5 protein-coding genes are annotated in these 15,362 nt (G+C 75.9%); all 5 read left to right on the forward strand.

Annotated elements, in window-relative coordinates; genetic code table 11:
• Positions 1-72: 72 nt before the first annotated feature.
• The 5 genes from ACIPW5_RS07840 to ACIPW5_RS07860 all read left to right on the forward strand — a co-directional run bounded on the left by ACIPW5_RS07840 (position 73) and on the right by ACIPW5_RS07860 (position 15,279).
• Positions 73-5,337: an amino acid adenylation domain-containing protein gene (locus ACIPW5_RS07840; protein ID WP_401241812.1), complete on the forward strand. Its 5,265-nt coding sequence runs from the start codon at positions 73-75 to the stop codon at positions 5,335-5,337.
• The gene (locus ACIPW5_RS07845; protein ID WP_401241814.1) at positions 5,334-11,864 is read left to right on the forward strand and encodes an amino acid adenylation domain-containing protein; all 6,531 of its coding nucleotides are present in this window, start codon (positions 5,334-5,336) and stop codon (positions 11,862-11,864) included. Before ACIPW5_RS07840 ends, ACIPW5_RS07845 begins: the two co-directional genes overlap by 4 nt.
• 4 nt (positions 11,865-11,868) lie before the next feature.
• The gene (locus ACIPW5_RS07850; protein ID WP_401241817.1) at positions 11,869-12,891 is read left to right on the forward strand and encodes an ornithine carbamoyltransferase; all 1,023 of its coding nucleotides are present in this window, start codon (positions 11,869-11,871) and stop codon (positions 12,889-12,891) included.
• Positions 12,888-14,300, forward strand: a complete 1,413-nt coding sequence (locus ACIPW5_RS07855; RefSeq protein WP_401241820.1) for an MFS transporter — start codon at positions 12,888-12,890, stop codon at positions 14,298-14,300. The genes ACIPW5_RS07850 and ACIPW5_RS07855 overlap by 4 nt, the downstream gene beginning before the upstream one ends.
• 190 nt (positions 14,301-14,490) lie before the next feature.
• Positions 14,491-15,279: a Tat pathway signal sequence domain protein gene (locus ACIPW5_RS07860; RefSeq protein ID WP_401241822.1), complete on the forward strand. Its 789-nt coding sequence runs from the start codon at positions 14,491-14,493 to the stop codon at positions 15,277-15,279.
• Positions 15,280-15,362: the final 83 nt, after the last annotated feature.

Genomic DNA, 15,362 nt, shown 5'->3' on the forward strand with positions numbered 1-15,362 from the left:
CGCCGGGCCCGTCCCGGACCGCCCAGGCCTCGGGCACGGCCGACGCCACCCGATCCCGATGAAGGAGAGCACGTGAACGACCGTACGCAGTCGGGATCCGCCCCCGGCCGTCTGCTGCTGCCCGCCCTGTTCAGGGCCCAGGCCGCCCGCACCCCCCAGGCCCCCGCCGTCCTCGGCGCCGACGGAACCGTCCTCGACTACGCCGCCCTGGACCGGCTCGCCGGCCGCTACGCCGCGGCCCTGCGCGCCCGGGGGGTGGCCCCCGGCGACTTCGTCGGCGTCTGCCTGCCGCGCGGCCCCGAACTCGTCGCCGCACTGCTCGGCGTCTGGTTCGCGGGCGCCGGCTACGTCCCGCTCGACCCCGACTACCCCGAGGCCCGCCTCGCCCTGGTGCTGGAGGACGCCGGCGCGGCCGTCGTGCTCGCCTCGCACGCCACCGCCGCCCGGCTGCCCGCCGGCACCGCCGTCCTCGACGTCGCCGACGCGCCGCCGACCGTGGCCGACGAGGAGGCCGCCGCCTTCCCGCTGGTCCCCGACGCCGCCCGGCCCGCGTACGTCCTGCACACCTCCGGCTCCACCGGCCGCCCCAAGGGCGTCCTCGTCCCGCACGGCGGTATCGCCAACCGGGTCCGCTGGCTGGCCCACCGCCACCGGCTCGGCGCCGCCGACCGCTTCCTGCTGAAGACCACCATCGGCTTCGACGCCGCCGGCCTGGAGGTCTTCTCCCCGCTGATCAGCGGGGGAGCGGTCGCCGTCGCCCCTGCGGACGCCGAACGCGACCCCGCCGCCCTGCTGCGCGCCGTCGCCGCGCACGGGGTCACCGTCCTGCAGGGCGTCCCCTCCGTCTACCGGCGCCTGGTCGAACAGCCCGGCTGGGAGGACGCCGGCGCCCTGCGGCTGCTCTTCAGCGCGGGCGAGCCGCTGCACGCCGAACTCTGCCGGGCCCTCGCCGAACTGGCCCCGCGCGCCGAGATCTGGAACACCTACGGCCCCACCGAGGCGTCCGTCGACGTCACCGAGCACCGCTGGGACCCGGCCCAGCAGACCGGCGCCGTCCCCATCGGCCGGCCGATCGCCCACATGCGCGCCCTCGTCCTCGACCCGGCCGGCCGTCCCGTCCCCGTCGGCGTCCCCGGCGAACTCCACGCCGGCGGCGTCGGCCTCGCCCTCGGCTACCAGGGCCGCCCCGACCAGACCGCCGAACGCTTCGTCCCCGACCCGTACGGCGCGCCCGGCGAGCGGCTCTACCGCACCGGCGACCGGGTCCGCTGGCTGGCCGACGGCACCCTGGAGTACCTCGGCCGCCTCGACCACCAGGTCAAGGTCAACGGCGTCCGCATAGAGACCGGCGAGGTCGAGGCCGCCCTCGCCGCCCACCCCTGGGTCCGCGCCGCCGTCGCCGCCGCCGTCCCCGACGGCACCGGAGGACACCGCCTCGTCGCCTGGGTCCAGTCCCGCGGCGAGCTGCTGCGCCCCGAGGAACTGCGCACCTTCCTGCGCCGCTCCCTGCCCGCCCCGCTGATCCCGTCCGTCTACGTGCCCGTCGCCGAGTTCCCGCTCACCGCCAACGGGAAGATCGACCGGTCCGCCCTGCCCGAGCCGGCCGCCGCGGCCGCCTCCGCAGCCGAGGGCGCGCACGTCCCCGTGCGCACCCCCGCCGAACGGGTCGTCGCCGAACAGTGGTCCGCCCTCCTCGGCATCCCCGCCGAACAGATCGGCGCCACCAACGACTTCTTCCAGCTCGGCGGCGCCTCCCTGCTCCTCAGCAGGCTCGCCGAGGCCCTGACGGCCGCCTCCGGCACCCGGGTCCCGCTGCGCGCCCTGTTCACCGCCACCACCGTGGAGGCCCAGGCCGCCCTGCTCGCCGACGGCCCCGCCCTGGCCGCCGCCGGACCCGACGCCGACGACACCGTCCGGCCCGTGGAGCGCCCCGCGCAGGGCCTGCCCCTGTCGCCCGGCCAGCAGGGCCTGTGGCTGATGGACCGGATGCGGCCCGGCAGCGCCGAATGGAACGCGCCCGTCTTCATCACCCTGCCCCACGCGTACGCCGACGCCACCGTCGCCGCCGCCCTGACCGGCCTCGCCGAACGCCACGAGATCCTGCGCACCCGCTACGTCCTGCGCGGCACCGAGCCCGTGCAGATCGCCGACGCCGAGGCCCGCGTCGAGCTGCGCACCACCCGCGCCGAGACCGCCGCGGCCCGCCACGCCCTGATCGAGGACGAGTTCAGCCGCCCCTTCGACCTGGAGGAAGGCCCCGTCTGGCGGGCCCTCACCGTGCGCGGAGCGGACTCCCTGCACCTCGTGCTCTCCGTCCACCACATCGCCTGCGACGGCTGGTCCTCCGTCGTCCTCGAACGCGACCTGCTGGCCCTCGCCGACGCCGCGCACCACGGCACCACCGCCGAACTGCCCGCCCTGCCCGTGCAGTACGCCGACCACGCCGCCCACCAGCGGCGCCGGCTGGCCGGATCCGCCGCCGGCACGGAGCTGTCGTACTGGAAGCAGGCCCTGGAGGGCCTCGTCCCCGTCGACCTGCCCGCCGACCGGCCCCGGCCCGCGGTCCGCGACGGACTCGGCGCCGCCCACGTGTTCACCGTCCCCGCCGGGCTGGCCGCGCGGGCCGCCGCCCTCGGACGCGGCCACGGCGCCACCCTCCAGCAGACCCTGCTGACCGTGTTCGGGACCCTGGTGGCCCGGCTCACCGGGCAGTGGGACGTGCCGGTCGGCGTGCCCGTCGCCGGGCGCGAGCGGCCCGAGGCCGCCGACGTCGTCGGCTTCTTCCTCAACACCCTGGTGATGCGCTGCGACGCCCCCGCCGACGCCACCTTCACCGAGGCCCTGGTCCGGGTGCGCGACACCGCCCGCGCCGCCTTCGCCCACCAGGACCTGCCCTTCGACCGGCTCGTGGCCGAGCTGGACGGGGCCCGCGACCCCGGCCGCACCCCCCTCTACCAGGTCATGTTCGACCTGCACGAGGAAGGCCGCACCGGCACCGCCACCGCCGCCGACGACGTCGAGGCGTTCCGCGGCGCCTGGCGCTCCGCCCGCACCGACCTCACCTTCGTCGTGCAGGCACAGGCCGACGGCTCCCTGCTCGGCATGGTCGAGTACGCCACCTCCCTCTTCGACGCGGCCACCGTCGAACGGTTCGCGGCCGGCTGGGTCCGCCTCCTGGAGTCCGTCACCGCCGACCCCGGGGTCCGCCTCGGCCGCGCCGACCTCCTCCCGGAGGCCCTGCGCGCCGAGATCCTGGCGCTGGGCCCCGGCGCCCCTGAACCGGGCACCGACCGCACCGGCGAGGACGCCGTGCACACCGCGGTCGCGGCCGTCGCCCGCCGCTCCCCGGACGAGACCGCCGTCGTCTGCGGCGGCGAGAGCTGGAGCTACGCCCGCCTGGAGCGCCGCGCCGAGGCCTTCGGGCAGCGGCTGCGGGAACTGGGCGCGGGCCCCGAGACCACCGTCGCCGTGATGCTGGGCCGCACCCCCGACCTGATCGCCGCCTACCTCGGCACCTGGAAGGCCGGCGCCGCCTACGTACCGCTCGACCCGGCGGCCCCCGACGAGCGGCTCGGCCACGTCCTGCGGGACGCCGGCGCCACCCTGCTGGTCTCCGACCTGGCCGGCGCCACCCGGCTGCGCGGCCGGCACGAAGGCCCCTGGCTGGCGGTGGACACCGACGAACGCCTGGCCGCGGCCTCCGGCGGTACGCAGGGGTCCGCGGCGGGGTGCGCCCCCGTCGGGCTCACCGCCCGGGCGCCCGGCGCCGAGTTCGCCGCCGCCGCGGGCGCCGCCGCCCTGGCCGCGGCCAGCGACCCCGCGCTCGCCGCCGACGGGCTCGACGCGTGGGCCCGTACCGCCCGGCCGGGCGAAGGCGCGGGCGGGCAGCACACCGGGGGGCTGCCGTCCTGGCCCACCACACCGCCGGAGGCGCCGGCCGACCCGGCGCGGCTGGCGTACATCATGTACACCTCCGGCTCCACGGGCCGCCCCAAGGGCGTCGCCGTCGAGCACCGGACCCTGCTGGCCATGCTCCGCGCCTCGCAGGCCCACCTGGACTTCGGCCAGGGCCCCGACGACGCCTGGCTGGCCCTGGCGCAGCCCACCTTCGACATCTCCTGCACCGAGCTGCTGATGCCGCTCGTCGCCGGCGGCCGGGTGGTGCTGGCCCGGGAGCAGGACCTGAACGACCACGCCGCGCAGCTGCGGCTCATCGAGGAGCACGGGGTCAGCCACCTCCAGGTCGCCCCGGCGCACTGGCAGATGCTCATCGACGCGGGGCTGGGCCGGCGCCCGCTCGTCGGCCAGACCGGCGGCGAGCCCTGCCCGCCCGCCCTGGCCCGGGACCTGTCCCGCCGCCTGCTGCGGTTCGTCAACGAGTACGGGCTCACCGAGACCACCATCGCCGCGACCCGCTGGGACGCCCACGACACCGCCACCGCCGTACCCGTCGGCCGCGCCTACCCGCACGTCACCGCCCGCGTCCTGGACGAGTACCTGGAGCCCGTCCCGTACGGCACCACCGGCGAACTCTGCGTCGGCGGCGCCGGCCTGGCCCGCGGCTACCACGGCCGCCCCGGCCAGACCGCCGAGCGCTTCGTACCCGACCCGTACGGAGCCCCCGGGGCCCGCCTCTACCGCACCGGCGACCGGGCCCGGATGACCGCCGACGGCACCATCGAGTTCGCCGGCCGCGCCGACGGCCAGGCCAAGATCCGCGGCCGCCGCGTGGAGACCGGAGAGGTGCAGGGCGTCCTCGCCGAACACCCCGGGGTCTCGCAGTGCGCGGTCGTCGTGCACGGCACCGGCCCCACCGCCGCGCTCATCGGCTACTGGGTGCCCGCCGGCGCCAACCCGCCCGGGGACTCCGAACTCCTCGACCACTGCGCCCGCAGCCTGCCGGACTACATGGTCCCCGCGCTGCTGGTGCCCGTACCCCGGATCCCGCTCACCCGGCACAACAAGGTCGACACGGCGGCCCTGCCCGCCCCCGACCTCGCCGCGGCCCTCTCCGACGAGCCGTACACCGCGCCCGAGGGCCCGGTCGAGGAGATCGTCGCCGAGATCTGGGCCGAGGTCCTCGCCGGGGAGGACGGCACTTCCCGCCGGATCGGCGCCCGCCAGGGCTTCTTCCGGATCGGCGGGAACTCCGTCCTCGCCGCCCGCGTCATCGCCCGCCTCCACGAGGAGTTCGACGTCGAGATGCCGCTGCGCGCCGTCTTCGAACACCCCACCGTCGCCGGCCTCGCCGCGGCCGTCGAAGAGGCCGTCCGCCTCGAGATCGAGAACCTCGACCACGCCGAACTCGCCATCGCCCACAGGGAGTACCAGCCGTGACCGCACCCACCGCACCCACGCAGGACGAGCTGCGCGCGGAGCTGCTGCGCAGACGGCTCGCCGGCCGCGCGGGCCGCGCCGCGGGCGTCCCGGCCCGTACCGGGATCCCGCGCGCCGACCGGGGGGCGCCGCTGGCGCTCTCCGCCGGCCAGCGCCAGCTGTGGTTCCTGCACCAGCTCGACCCGGACAGCCCCGAGTACCTGCTGCCGCTCGCCCACCGGCTGCGCGGCCCCCTCGACGAGAACGCCCTGCGCCGCTCCTTCGACGCACTGGCCGCCCGGCACGAGATCCTGCGCACCCGCTACCTCCTCGACGGCGCCGAACCCCGCCAGGCCGTCGACCCGGCCGGGCCCGTCGACTACGCCGTCACCGAGGCCACCGGCGTCGCGGACGCGGACCGGGACGCCGCCGCGGCCGCCTTCGCCCGGGCCCGCGCCACCGAGGTCTTCGACCTGGCCACCCAGGCCCCGCTGCGGGTGCGCCTGCTGCGCCTGGCCGCCGACGACCACGTCCTGGTCGTGGTCATGCACCACATCGCCTGCGACGCGCTGACCCGGCCGCTGCTCCTCGCCGACCTGGCCGCCTGCTACCGGGCCGCGGGGACCACCACCGGCCCGCTGGACGGCGTCCTGCCCGAACCGCCCGTCCAGTACGCCGACTACGCGGCCTGGATGAACGCCCGCCAGCGCGGCCCCGCCGCCGAGGCCGCCCTCGACTGGTGGCGCGGACAGCTCGCCGGCACCGAACCCCTCGGCCTGCCCACCGACCGGCCCCGGCCCTCCGTACGCGGCTGGGCCGGCGCCGTCGCCGAGTTCGACGTGCCCGCCGCCACCGCCTCGGCCCTGCGCACCCTCGCCGAACAGGAGGGCGCCACCCTCTTCATGGTCCTGCTCAGCGCCTACCAGGCACTGCTGGGCCGCTACACCGGCAAGCGGGACGTCAGCGTCGGCACCGCCGTCTCCGGCCGGACCCGCCCCGAACTGACGCAGATGGCCGGCTACGCCTACAACAGCCTGGTGCTGCGCGGCCGCTGGCAGGGCGACCCCGCCTTCCGCGAGCTGCTCGCCGGCAACCGCACCACCGTCCTCGACGCCTTCGACCACCAGGACACCCCCTTCGACCGGATCGCCGACGAGCTGGAGCCCGAACGCGACCTGTCCACCACCCCGCTCTTCCAGGTGATGTTCGACCTGGCCTCCGGCCAGGGCTCCGACAGCCCCGACCTGCCCGGCCTCACCGTCGGCCCGGTCGCCGCCAGCGGCCGGATCGCCCGCTTCGACCTCACCCTGCACCTCGCCGAGCGCCCCGACGGCTCCCTGCACGGCGCCCTGGAGTACGCCACCGACCTGTTCGAGGCCGCCACCGCCGAGCGGATCACCGGCCACTACGCCGCGCTGCTCGCCGCCGTCGCCCGGGACCCCGGCGCCCCGCTGTCCGCCCTGGAGTTCATCGGCGGCGCCGAGCGCGCCCTGCTCCTCGACGGCCCCGCCGAGCCGGTCGGCGCCCCCGTGGACGCCGCCGCCCTGCGGCCCGTCTTCGAGACCATCGCCGAGCGGACGGCCGCCACCCCCGGCGCGGTCGCCGTCCGGTACGCCGGCGGAGAGCTCACGTACGCCGAACTCGACGCCCGTGCCGACCGGTTCGCGCGCCGCCTGGTCCAGCTCGGGGTACGCCCCGACGACACCGTCGGCGTCCTCCTGGACCGCGGCCCCGACCTGGTCGCCGCCCTGCTGGGCATCTGGCGGGCCGCCGCCGCGTACGTGCCGATCGACCCGGGCTACCCGGACGAGCGCATCTCCTTCATGCTCGGCGACACCGCCACCCGCCTCGTCGTCACCCAGTCCCGGCACGCGGACCGCTTCGAAGGCCCGGACCTGGTCGTCGTCGACGACCCGGCCGAGCGGACCGCCCTCGCCACCGCCGAGGCCGAACTGCCCGCCGCGTACGACCTCGACCAGCTCGCCTACGTCATCTACACCTCCGGCTCCACCGGCAGGCCCAAGGGCGTCCTCATCGGCCACCGGGGCCTGGCCAACTACCTCACCTGGACCGCCGGCGCCTACGCCGCGGCCGGCACCGGCGGCGCCCCCCTCTTCTCCTCCGTCGCCTTCGACCTCGGCGTCCCCGACCTGTACGCCCCCCTGATGACCGGGCAGAGCGTGCACCTGCTGCCCCAGGACTTCGACACCGCCGACCTGGGCGCGCTGTTGGCGGACGGGGGCCCGTACGCCTTCATCAAGCTCACCCCCGGCCACCTCGACCTGCTCTCCCAGCAGCTCGACCCCGCACAGGTCCGCGACCTGGCCGGACTGGTCATCGCGGCCGGCGACTCCTTCACCCACCGCCTCGCCGAGCGCTGGGCCGCCGCCGCGGGCCCGGACGGCACCCGCCTCGCCGCCGAGTACGGACCCACCGAGATCACCGTCGGCAACTCCGCGCACTTCCTCGCCGCCGACGGCGCCCCCCACGGCCCCGTCACCACCGAGCTCGTCTCCATCGGCCGGGCCATCCCGCACACCACCATGTACGTCCTCGACGAGCACCTGCGGCCGCTGCCGCTGGGCGTCCCCGGCGAGGTGTGGATCGGCGGCACCGGACTGGCCCGCGGCTACGCCGGCCGCCCCGACCTGACCGCCGAGCGCTTCCTGCCCGACCCGTACGGCGCCCCCGGCGCCCGCATCTACCGCACCGGCGACCTCGCCCGAGTGCTGCCCGACGGCAGCCTCGACTTCGTCGCCCGCATCGACCACCAGGTCAAGCTGCGCGGCTACCGCATCGAACTCGGCGAGATCGAGACCGCCCTGACCGCGCTGCCCGCCGTCGCGGAGGCCGTCGCCCTCGTCCGCGAGGACACCCCCGGCGACAAGCAGCTCGTCGCCTACCTCGTGCCCGCACCCGGCGCCGACGGGACCGCGCTCGCCCCCGCCGCCCTCAAGGAGGCACTGGCCGAGGCCCTGCCCGCCTACATGATCCCCTCCGCCTACCTGAGCCTGGACGCCCTCCCGCTCACCGCCAACGGCAAGCTCGACCGGCGCGCCCTGCCCGCCCCCGGCCGCGAGGCCACCGCCGTCGGCGAGCACGTGGAGGCACGCGACGCCGCCGAGGCCTCCATCGCCGCGGTCTGGGCCGAGGTCCTCGGCCTGGAGAAGGTCGGCGTCCACGACAACTACTTCGACCTCGGCGGCGACTCCATCCGGGCCGTCTCCCTCGTCGGCGCCCTGCGCGAGGCCGGCTGGGAGACCAGCGTCCGCGACGTCTTCGAGCACCGCACCGTCGCCAGGCTGCGCGCCGCCCTCGGCGACCAGGCCGGCGACGGCTCCGCCGAACGCGCCGACGGCCCCGTCGCCCCCTTCGCCCTGATCTCCGAGGAGGACCGGCTCGCCCTCCCCGCCGACGTCACCGACGCCTACCCGGTCTCCCGGATCCAGGCCGGGATGCTCGTCGAGATGCACGGCCGCAGCGGCGAGAACCGCTACCACAACATCACCTCCTTCCGGATCCGCGACGCGCTGCCCTTCGACCCCGAGGTCTTCCAGCGCGCCGCCGACCTGATCGTCGAACGCCACGAGGTGATGCGGACCTCCTTCGCCATGGCCGGCTACGGCGAGCCGCTCCAGCTCGTCCACGCCGTCGGCACCGTCTCCATGCCCTGCGTCTTCGAGGACCTGCGCCACCTGCCCCGCGAGGAGCGCGAATCCACCCTGTGGTCCTTCGCCGACCGCGACCGCGAGGAGCTGTTCGACCTCACCGCCGCCCCCCTCATGCGGATGGCCGTGCACCTCGTCGACGACGAGAGCTGGTGGCTGTCCATCACCGAGTGCCACCCCGTCATCGAGGGCTGGAGCTACCACTCCCAGCTGATGGAGCTGCTGCGCGCCTACAACGCGATCCGCACCGGCGGCGAACCCGAGCCGGCCCCGCCCGTCCCGGCCGTGCGCTACGCCGACTTCATCGCCGGCGAGCTGCGCTCCCTGGCCAGCACCGAGGACCGCGACTACTGGCGCGAACTCGTCGACTCCCACGAGAAGTTCACCATCCCCACCGGCTGGGCCGGCGACCCGCACGGCATCGACGAGCGCTACCGCATCGACATCTCCCTCGCCGACGTCGAGCCGGGCCTGCGCGCCCTCGCCTCGGCCGCGCAGGTCCCGTACAAGAGCGTGCTGCACGCCGCGCACAGCAAGGTCCTGTCGATGCTGACCCGGTCCGGGGCCTTCCGCGGCGGCATGGTCGCCGACGCCCGCCCCGAGGAGGCCGGCGCCGAACGCGTCTCCGGCATGTACCTCAACTCCGTGCCCTTCCCCTACCGCACGGGCGCCGCGACCTGGGGCGGACTGGCCCAGGAGGTGTTCGCCCGCGAGGTGTCGCTGTGGCCGCACCGCCGCTACCCGATGCCCGCCATGCGCGTGGCCGGCGGCGAGAGCCACCTGATCGACGTGCTCTTCCACTACCTCGACTTCCACCAGGTCGACGTGGAGCTCATCGACATCATGGCCAGCCGCGACGACAGCCCCAACGAGTTCCCGCTCGTCGTCGGCACCCCGGTGCGCGGCCACATGTCGATCGCCTCCCGTACGAGGACCCTCGCCAAGGCCAACGCCGAGCGGCTCGCCGGGCTCTACACGGCCGTGCTCGCCGAGATGGCCCGCACCGGCGCCGACGGGGACGCCACCGGCGCCTTCCCCAGCGCCTACGAGAAGGCCCGCCTTGCCGCGCCGCCCCTGCCGCACCCCGACACGCCGGTGGACGTCCTCGCCGGCTTCGAGGAGCGGGCCGCCCGCACCCCGTGGGCCACCGCCCTCACCGGCGCCGGCACCCCCGGCACCTCGTACGCCGAGCTCGACGAACGGGCCAACCGCATCGCCCGCGGGCTGCGCGCCCTCGGCGCCGGCCCCGAGACCCGGGTCGCCGTCCTGCTGGACCGCGGGCCCGAGCTGGTGGCCGCCCTGCTCGGCGTGTGGAAGGCCGGCGCGGCGCAGGTGCCGGTCGACCCCTGCACCCCGGACGCCCGGATCGCCGCCCTCGGCTTCGAGCTGGCCCTCACGCAGGACGCGTACGCCGGACGCTTCGCCGGGATCCTGCCCGAGGGACGGGTCCTCACCACCGAGGGGGTCTCCCACGAGGGCGACGGCAGCCCGCTCGGCCTCGACCCGGACCCGGACCGGCTGGCGTACGTCCTGCACACCTCCGGCTCCACCGGCACCCCCAAGGGCGTCGAGGTCACCCACCGCGCCCTCGCCCACTACCTCGACTGGGCCGTACGGGCCTACGCGGAGGCGGGCACCGGCGGCGCCCCCTGGTTCACCTCGGTCGGCTTCGACCTGGGCCTGCCCGCCCTGTACGCGCCGCTGCTCACCGGGCAGCCGGTGCACCTGCTGCCGCAGGACTGGCAGCCGGGCGAGTTCGGCCCGCTGCTGATGGCCGGAGCCCCGTACTCCTTCGTCGGGCTGACCCCCGGCCACCTGCGGCTGCTGGAGGAGCAGCTCACCGACAGCGAGCTCGGCGGCCTCGCCGGGATCACCGTCTGCGCCGGTGACGCCTACCCGACCGCACAGGCCGAACGGGTCTCCGCCCGGATCGCCGCGGCCGGCGGGCGCATGCTGCTCGGCGCCGAGTACGGACCCACCGAGGCCACCGTCGCCGCGACCTTCGGGTACGTCCGCCCCAACACCGGGCGCACCCTGGTCCCGCTGGGCTCGGCCCTCCCGGGCGTACTGCTGCGGATCCTCGACGAGCGGCTGCGGCCGGTGCCCGACGGCATCGCCGGCGAGGTCTGGCTCGGCGGCGAAGGCCTGGCCCGGGGCTACGCGGGACAGCCCGCCCGCACTGCCGAATCGTTCCTGCCGGACCCGTACGGACTCCCCGGCACCCGGCTCTACCGCACCGGCGACCTGGCCCGCCTGCTGCCCGGCGGGATCCTGGAGTTCACCGGCCGCGCCGACGAGCAGGTCAAGATCCGCGGCCACCGCGTCGAACCCGGCGAGGCCGAAGCGGCCCTGACCGCCGACCCGGCCGTCCGTGAGGCGCTCGTCGCACCCGTGGACGCCGCCGACGGCGGCAAGCGGCTCGCCGCCTGGGTGGTCCCCGCCGACGGCGCGCCCGTCGAGGTCCCCGCCCTGCGCGACCGGCTGCGCACCGTCCTGCCCGCCGCCGTCATCCCCGCCACCGTCACCGTCGTCGCACGGCTCCCGCTCACCGCGAACGGCAAGCGCGACAAGGCCGCCCTGGCCTCCCGCCGGGCCACCGCGACCCCGCTGCCCTACACGGCACCCCGCACCGACCTGGAAAAGGTGCTCGCCGAGGTCTGGTCCGAGGTCCTCGGACTCGAACAGGTCGGCGTGCACGACGACTTCCGCGACCTCGGCGGGGACTCGCTGCTGGTGGCACCGCTGCTCGTCACCGCCCGCCGGCACGGACTGGCCCTCGACCTGGCCACCGCCCTGCGCAACCACACGGTCGCCCGGACCGCCGCCGCGCTCGAAGCCGCCGCCCGACAGGACGGCGCAGACCACTCCCCGAAGGGCTGATCCGATGGACCGCCACACCACCGACCGGCAGGGCCGCCGCCCCGCTCGCCACCTGATCTCCATCGACGACCTCACCGACCGGGACCTGCGCCGGATCGTGGCCCGCGGCGCCGAGTTCTCGGCGGGCACCGCCACCGGATCCGACGCCCTCGACGGCCTCGTCGCCGGCATCTACTTCGCCAAGACCTCCACCCGCACCCGCACCGCCTTCTCCTCCGGCGCACTGCGCGTCGGGGCCCGGATCGTCGCCTACGGCCCCGGCGACCTCCAGCTCAACACCGGGGAGTCCGTCGAGGACACCGGCCGCGTCCTGTCCGGCATGCTCGACGTCCTCGTCGCCCGCACCGCCGGCCCCGAGGCCGAACTGCGCGGCTGGGCCGCCCAGGACCGGATGGCCGTCGTCAACGCCATGAGCGCCGAGGAGCACCCCACCCAGGCCCTCACCGACCTCACCACCCTGCTGCGCCACTTCGGCCGGATCGAGGGACTGCGCATCCTGTACGTCGGCGAGGGCAACAACACCGCCGCCGCCCTGGCCCTGGCCCTCACCCGCTTCCCGGGCGTCCACTTCGAGCTGCGCACCCCGCCCGGCTACGGGCTGCTGCCCTCCGTCACCCGCCGGGCGCTGGCCCAGGCAGCCCGCACGGGCGCGGTGCTCGTGGAGCGGCACGACACGGACGCGCTGCCCGAGGGCTTCGACGTCGTCTACACCACGCGCTGGCAGACCACGGGCACCGAGAAGCCGGACGCGAACTGGCGGGAGATCTTCGCCCCGTTCCAGGTCACCGCCGGCCTGTGGGAGGCCAGTCCGCGCGCCGTCTTCATGCACGACCTGCCCGCCCACCGGGGCGAGGAGGTCACCGCCGAGGTGCTGGACGGGCCGATGAGCATCGCCTTCGCCCAGGCCGCGAACAAGATGCACAGTGCCATGGCGGTACTGGAGTACACCCACTCCGGCCCGGACGAGGACACCGCCCTCACCCCCGACGACCTGGCCGGGCTCCGCCCCGCCCTGGCCGTACGGTGACCCCGCCGCCGAAGACGGCCACGGACCCGGCGGTCCTCCAGTGGCACCTGAACGAGGACCCCGCGGGCGCCTCCGGCGCCGGGACCCCGGGTGAGGCCGCGGCCGCCCCGCAGGCCCCGGCGGAGGCGCCGGGGGAACCGGCACCCGCCGCCGGGCCCGTCGTGGACGTCCCGGCCGAGGCCGGGACCGGGGACCGGGACGAGGCCGTGCCCCTGCGGCGCAACCGGGACTTCTCGCTGCTCTGGGGCGGCGCCGGGCTGTCGCTGCTCGCCGGGCGGGCCACCGCCGTGGCCTACCCGCTCACCGTGCTCTGGCTCACCGGCTCGCCCGGCGACGCCGGACTGGTCGGCACCGCCCTCCTCCTCCCGCAGCTCCTCGTCCAGCTCCCCGGCGGCGCCCTCGTCGACCGCTGGGACCGGCGCCGGATCATGCTCGGCGCCGGCCTCGGGCAGGCCCTGGTCGCCGGGGCGGTCGCGGCGCTGCTGCTCAGCGGGCACGTCTGGCTGTGGGCCCTGCTCGCCGCCGCCTTCGTCGAAGGCACCCTCGGCGTGCTTCACCAGCTCGCGGAACGGGCCGCCGTACCCGCCGTCGTGCCCGCCGAGCAGCTCCCCGCCGCCCTCACCGGCAACGAGGCGCGCACCCGCGGCGCGGCCATCGCCGGCCAGCCGCTCGGCAGCGGCCTGGTCGCCCTCGGGGCCTCCTTCCCCTACGTGGCGGCGCTCGTCGGCCAGCTCGCCTCCGTCGCCCTGCTGTTCGGGGTACGGGGCAAGCTCCAGACCGAACGCACCGGCCCGCGCCCCGACCTCGTCGCGGACGTGAAGGAAGGCCTCGTCTGGATGTGGCGCCAGCACTTCCTGCGCGCCGTCATGGCCGCCGTGGCCGTCTCCAACCTGCTCTTCCAGGGCCTCAACCTCGCGGTGATGACCGGGATCCAGGAGAACGGCGGCTCCCAGTTCGAGATCGGCCTCGTCCTCTCGCTGAGCGGGGCCGGCGGGCTCGTCGGCGCCATCAGCGGCGGCTGGTGGGCCACCCGGTTCTCCCTGCGCACCCTGGTCCTGGGCGGGCTGGCCGTCTGGACCGCGCTCATGGTGCCCGTCGCCGTCCTGCGCGACCCCTTCGCCCTCGGCGCGCTCTTCGCGGCCAGCGGCTACGTCGGCGGGGTCTTCAACGTCGCCGGCGGGGTCTTCATGGTCCGCGTCGCCCCCGACCGGATGCGGGGGAGGGCCAACTCCCTCGCCATGCTGGTCGGCGGCGGGGCCATGGCCGCCGGACCGGTCGCCGCGGGCTTCGCCCTGGAGGCGTACGGGCCCGCCCGCACCGTCCTCGGCCTCGCCGTCGCCATGGGACTCACCGCGTTCGCCGCCCTGCTCTCGCCCGCCCTGCGCCGCAACCCCCTCGACGCGGCGTAGCCCCCTTCCCCGTACCCGTCCCGCACCCGCGCAGGCCCCCGCCCAGGGGGCCTGCGCGGCCGTGTTCCCGGGGTCCGGCCGGACGTACGAGACGTATAGAGCGGCCATAGCGGGCCACGGAAAAGTACAGGTCATCGCAGTCCCCCGAATGCCCGTCCGCATCCGCGCCAGACCCTGAAGGAGCACCCCGATGCCGCTCAACTCCATGGACCGCAGGAGCGTCCTGCGGACCGCCATCGGCGTCGCCGGAGCCGCCGCCACCGTCGGACTCGTCGGCGCGACGCCGGCCGCCGCCCACGGCCGCCACCGCCCGGAGCTGCCGAAGGTCGAGGGCCTGGTGGGCGACCGCTGGGCGAGCGAGTTCTGGTACGACTACGACGAGATGTCGTACTACAACCCGACCGCGGAGATGAAGGCCGCCGTCGGCGCGATCACCGCCCCCTTCGGCGGGTTCACCAAGTCGTACGACGCCTGGGTCGCCACCCGCAAGGGCGGCCGCTACCCGCGCAGCTGGACGGAGATCATCCAGCCGAACCGCGCGCACTTCGAACTGCTCTCCCGCGAGCAGAAGAAGGTCTACGACAAGTGGTACGGCCGCGACCCGAAGGGCCTCGTCTTCGCCTTCCAGGAGTTCGGCCAGGGCACCCTGTTCGACCCGCGCCGCCCCGCCGGCAACAAGGTCCACATGATGAACTACACGCCGCCGACCCCCACCCAGGCCTACCACCGCTGGCACGCCTACCTGCAGTCCTTCCAGCTGCTGAACATCGACCGCCGCTTCTGGGCGCACATCAACCGCCTCACCGGCATGGCCTGGGAGCTGCAGTCGATCGGCAAGCCGGTCAACGACGCCAACGACAACAAGCACCTGCCCCGGCACGTGGTCAACAAGGTCACCGCCAAGTGGCTGTGCCGCTCCGACGCCAAGGTCACCGCGGCGTTCGACGTCTGGCCCTACCCCGCCGACCTGGGCAAGTAGCAGCAGCCGCCGCGGGGCCCGTCCGCCGTACCGGACGGGCCCCGGACCCCTCACCCCCAAAGAGCCAGGAGGAAAGGCACACC

Origin of the sequence: Streptomyces sp. NPDC090077 (assembly GCF_044747545.1) — a bacterium.
GTDB lineage: Bacteria > Actinomycetota > Actinomycetes > Streptomycetales > Streptomycetaceae > Streptomyces.

Excerpts from the sequence above, each read along its gene's own strand:
- ACIPW5_RS07850 (WP_401241817.1), top strand. The coding sequence starts at position 11,869 with ATGGACCGCCACACCACCGACCGGCAGGGCCGCCGCCCCGCTCGCCAC.
- ACIPW5_RS07860 (WP_401241822.1), top strand. The coding sequence starts at position 14,491 with ATGCCGCTCAACTCCATGGACCGCAGGAGCGTCCTGCGGACCGCCATC.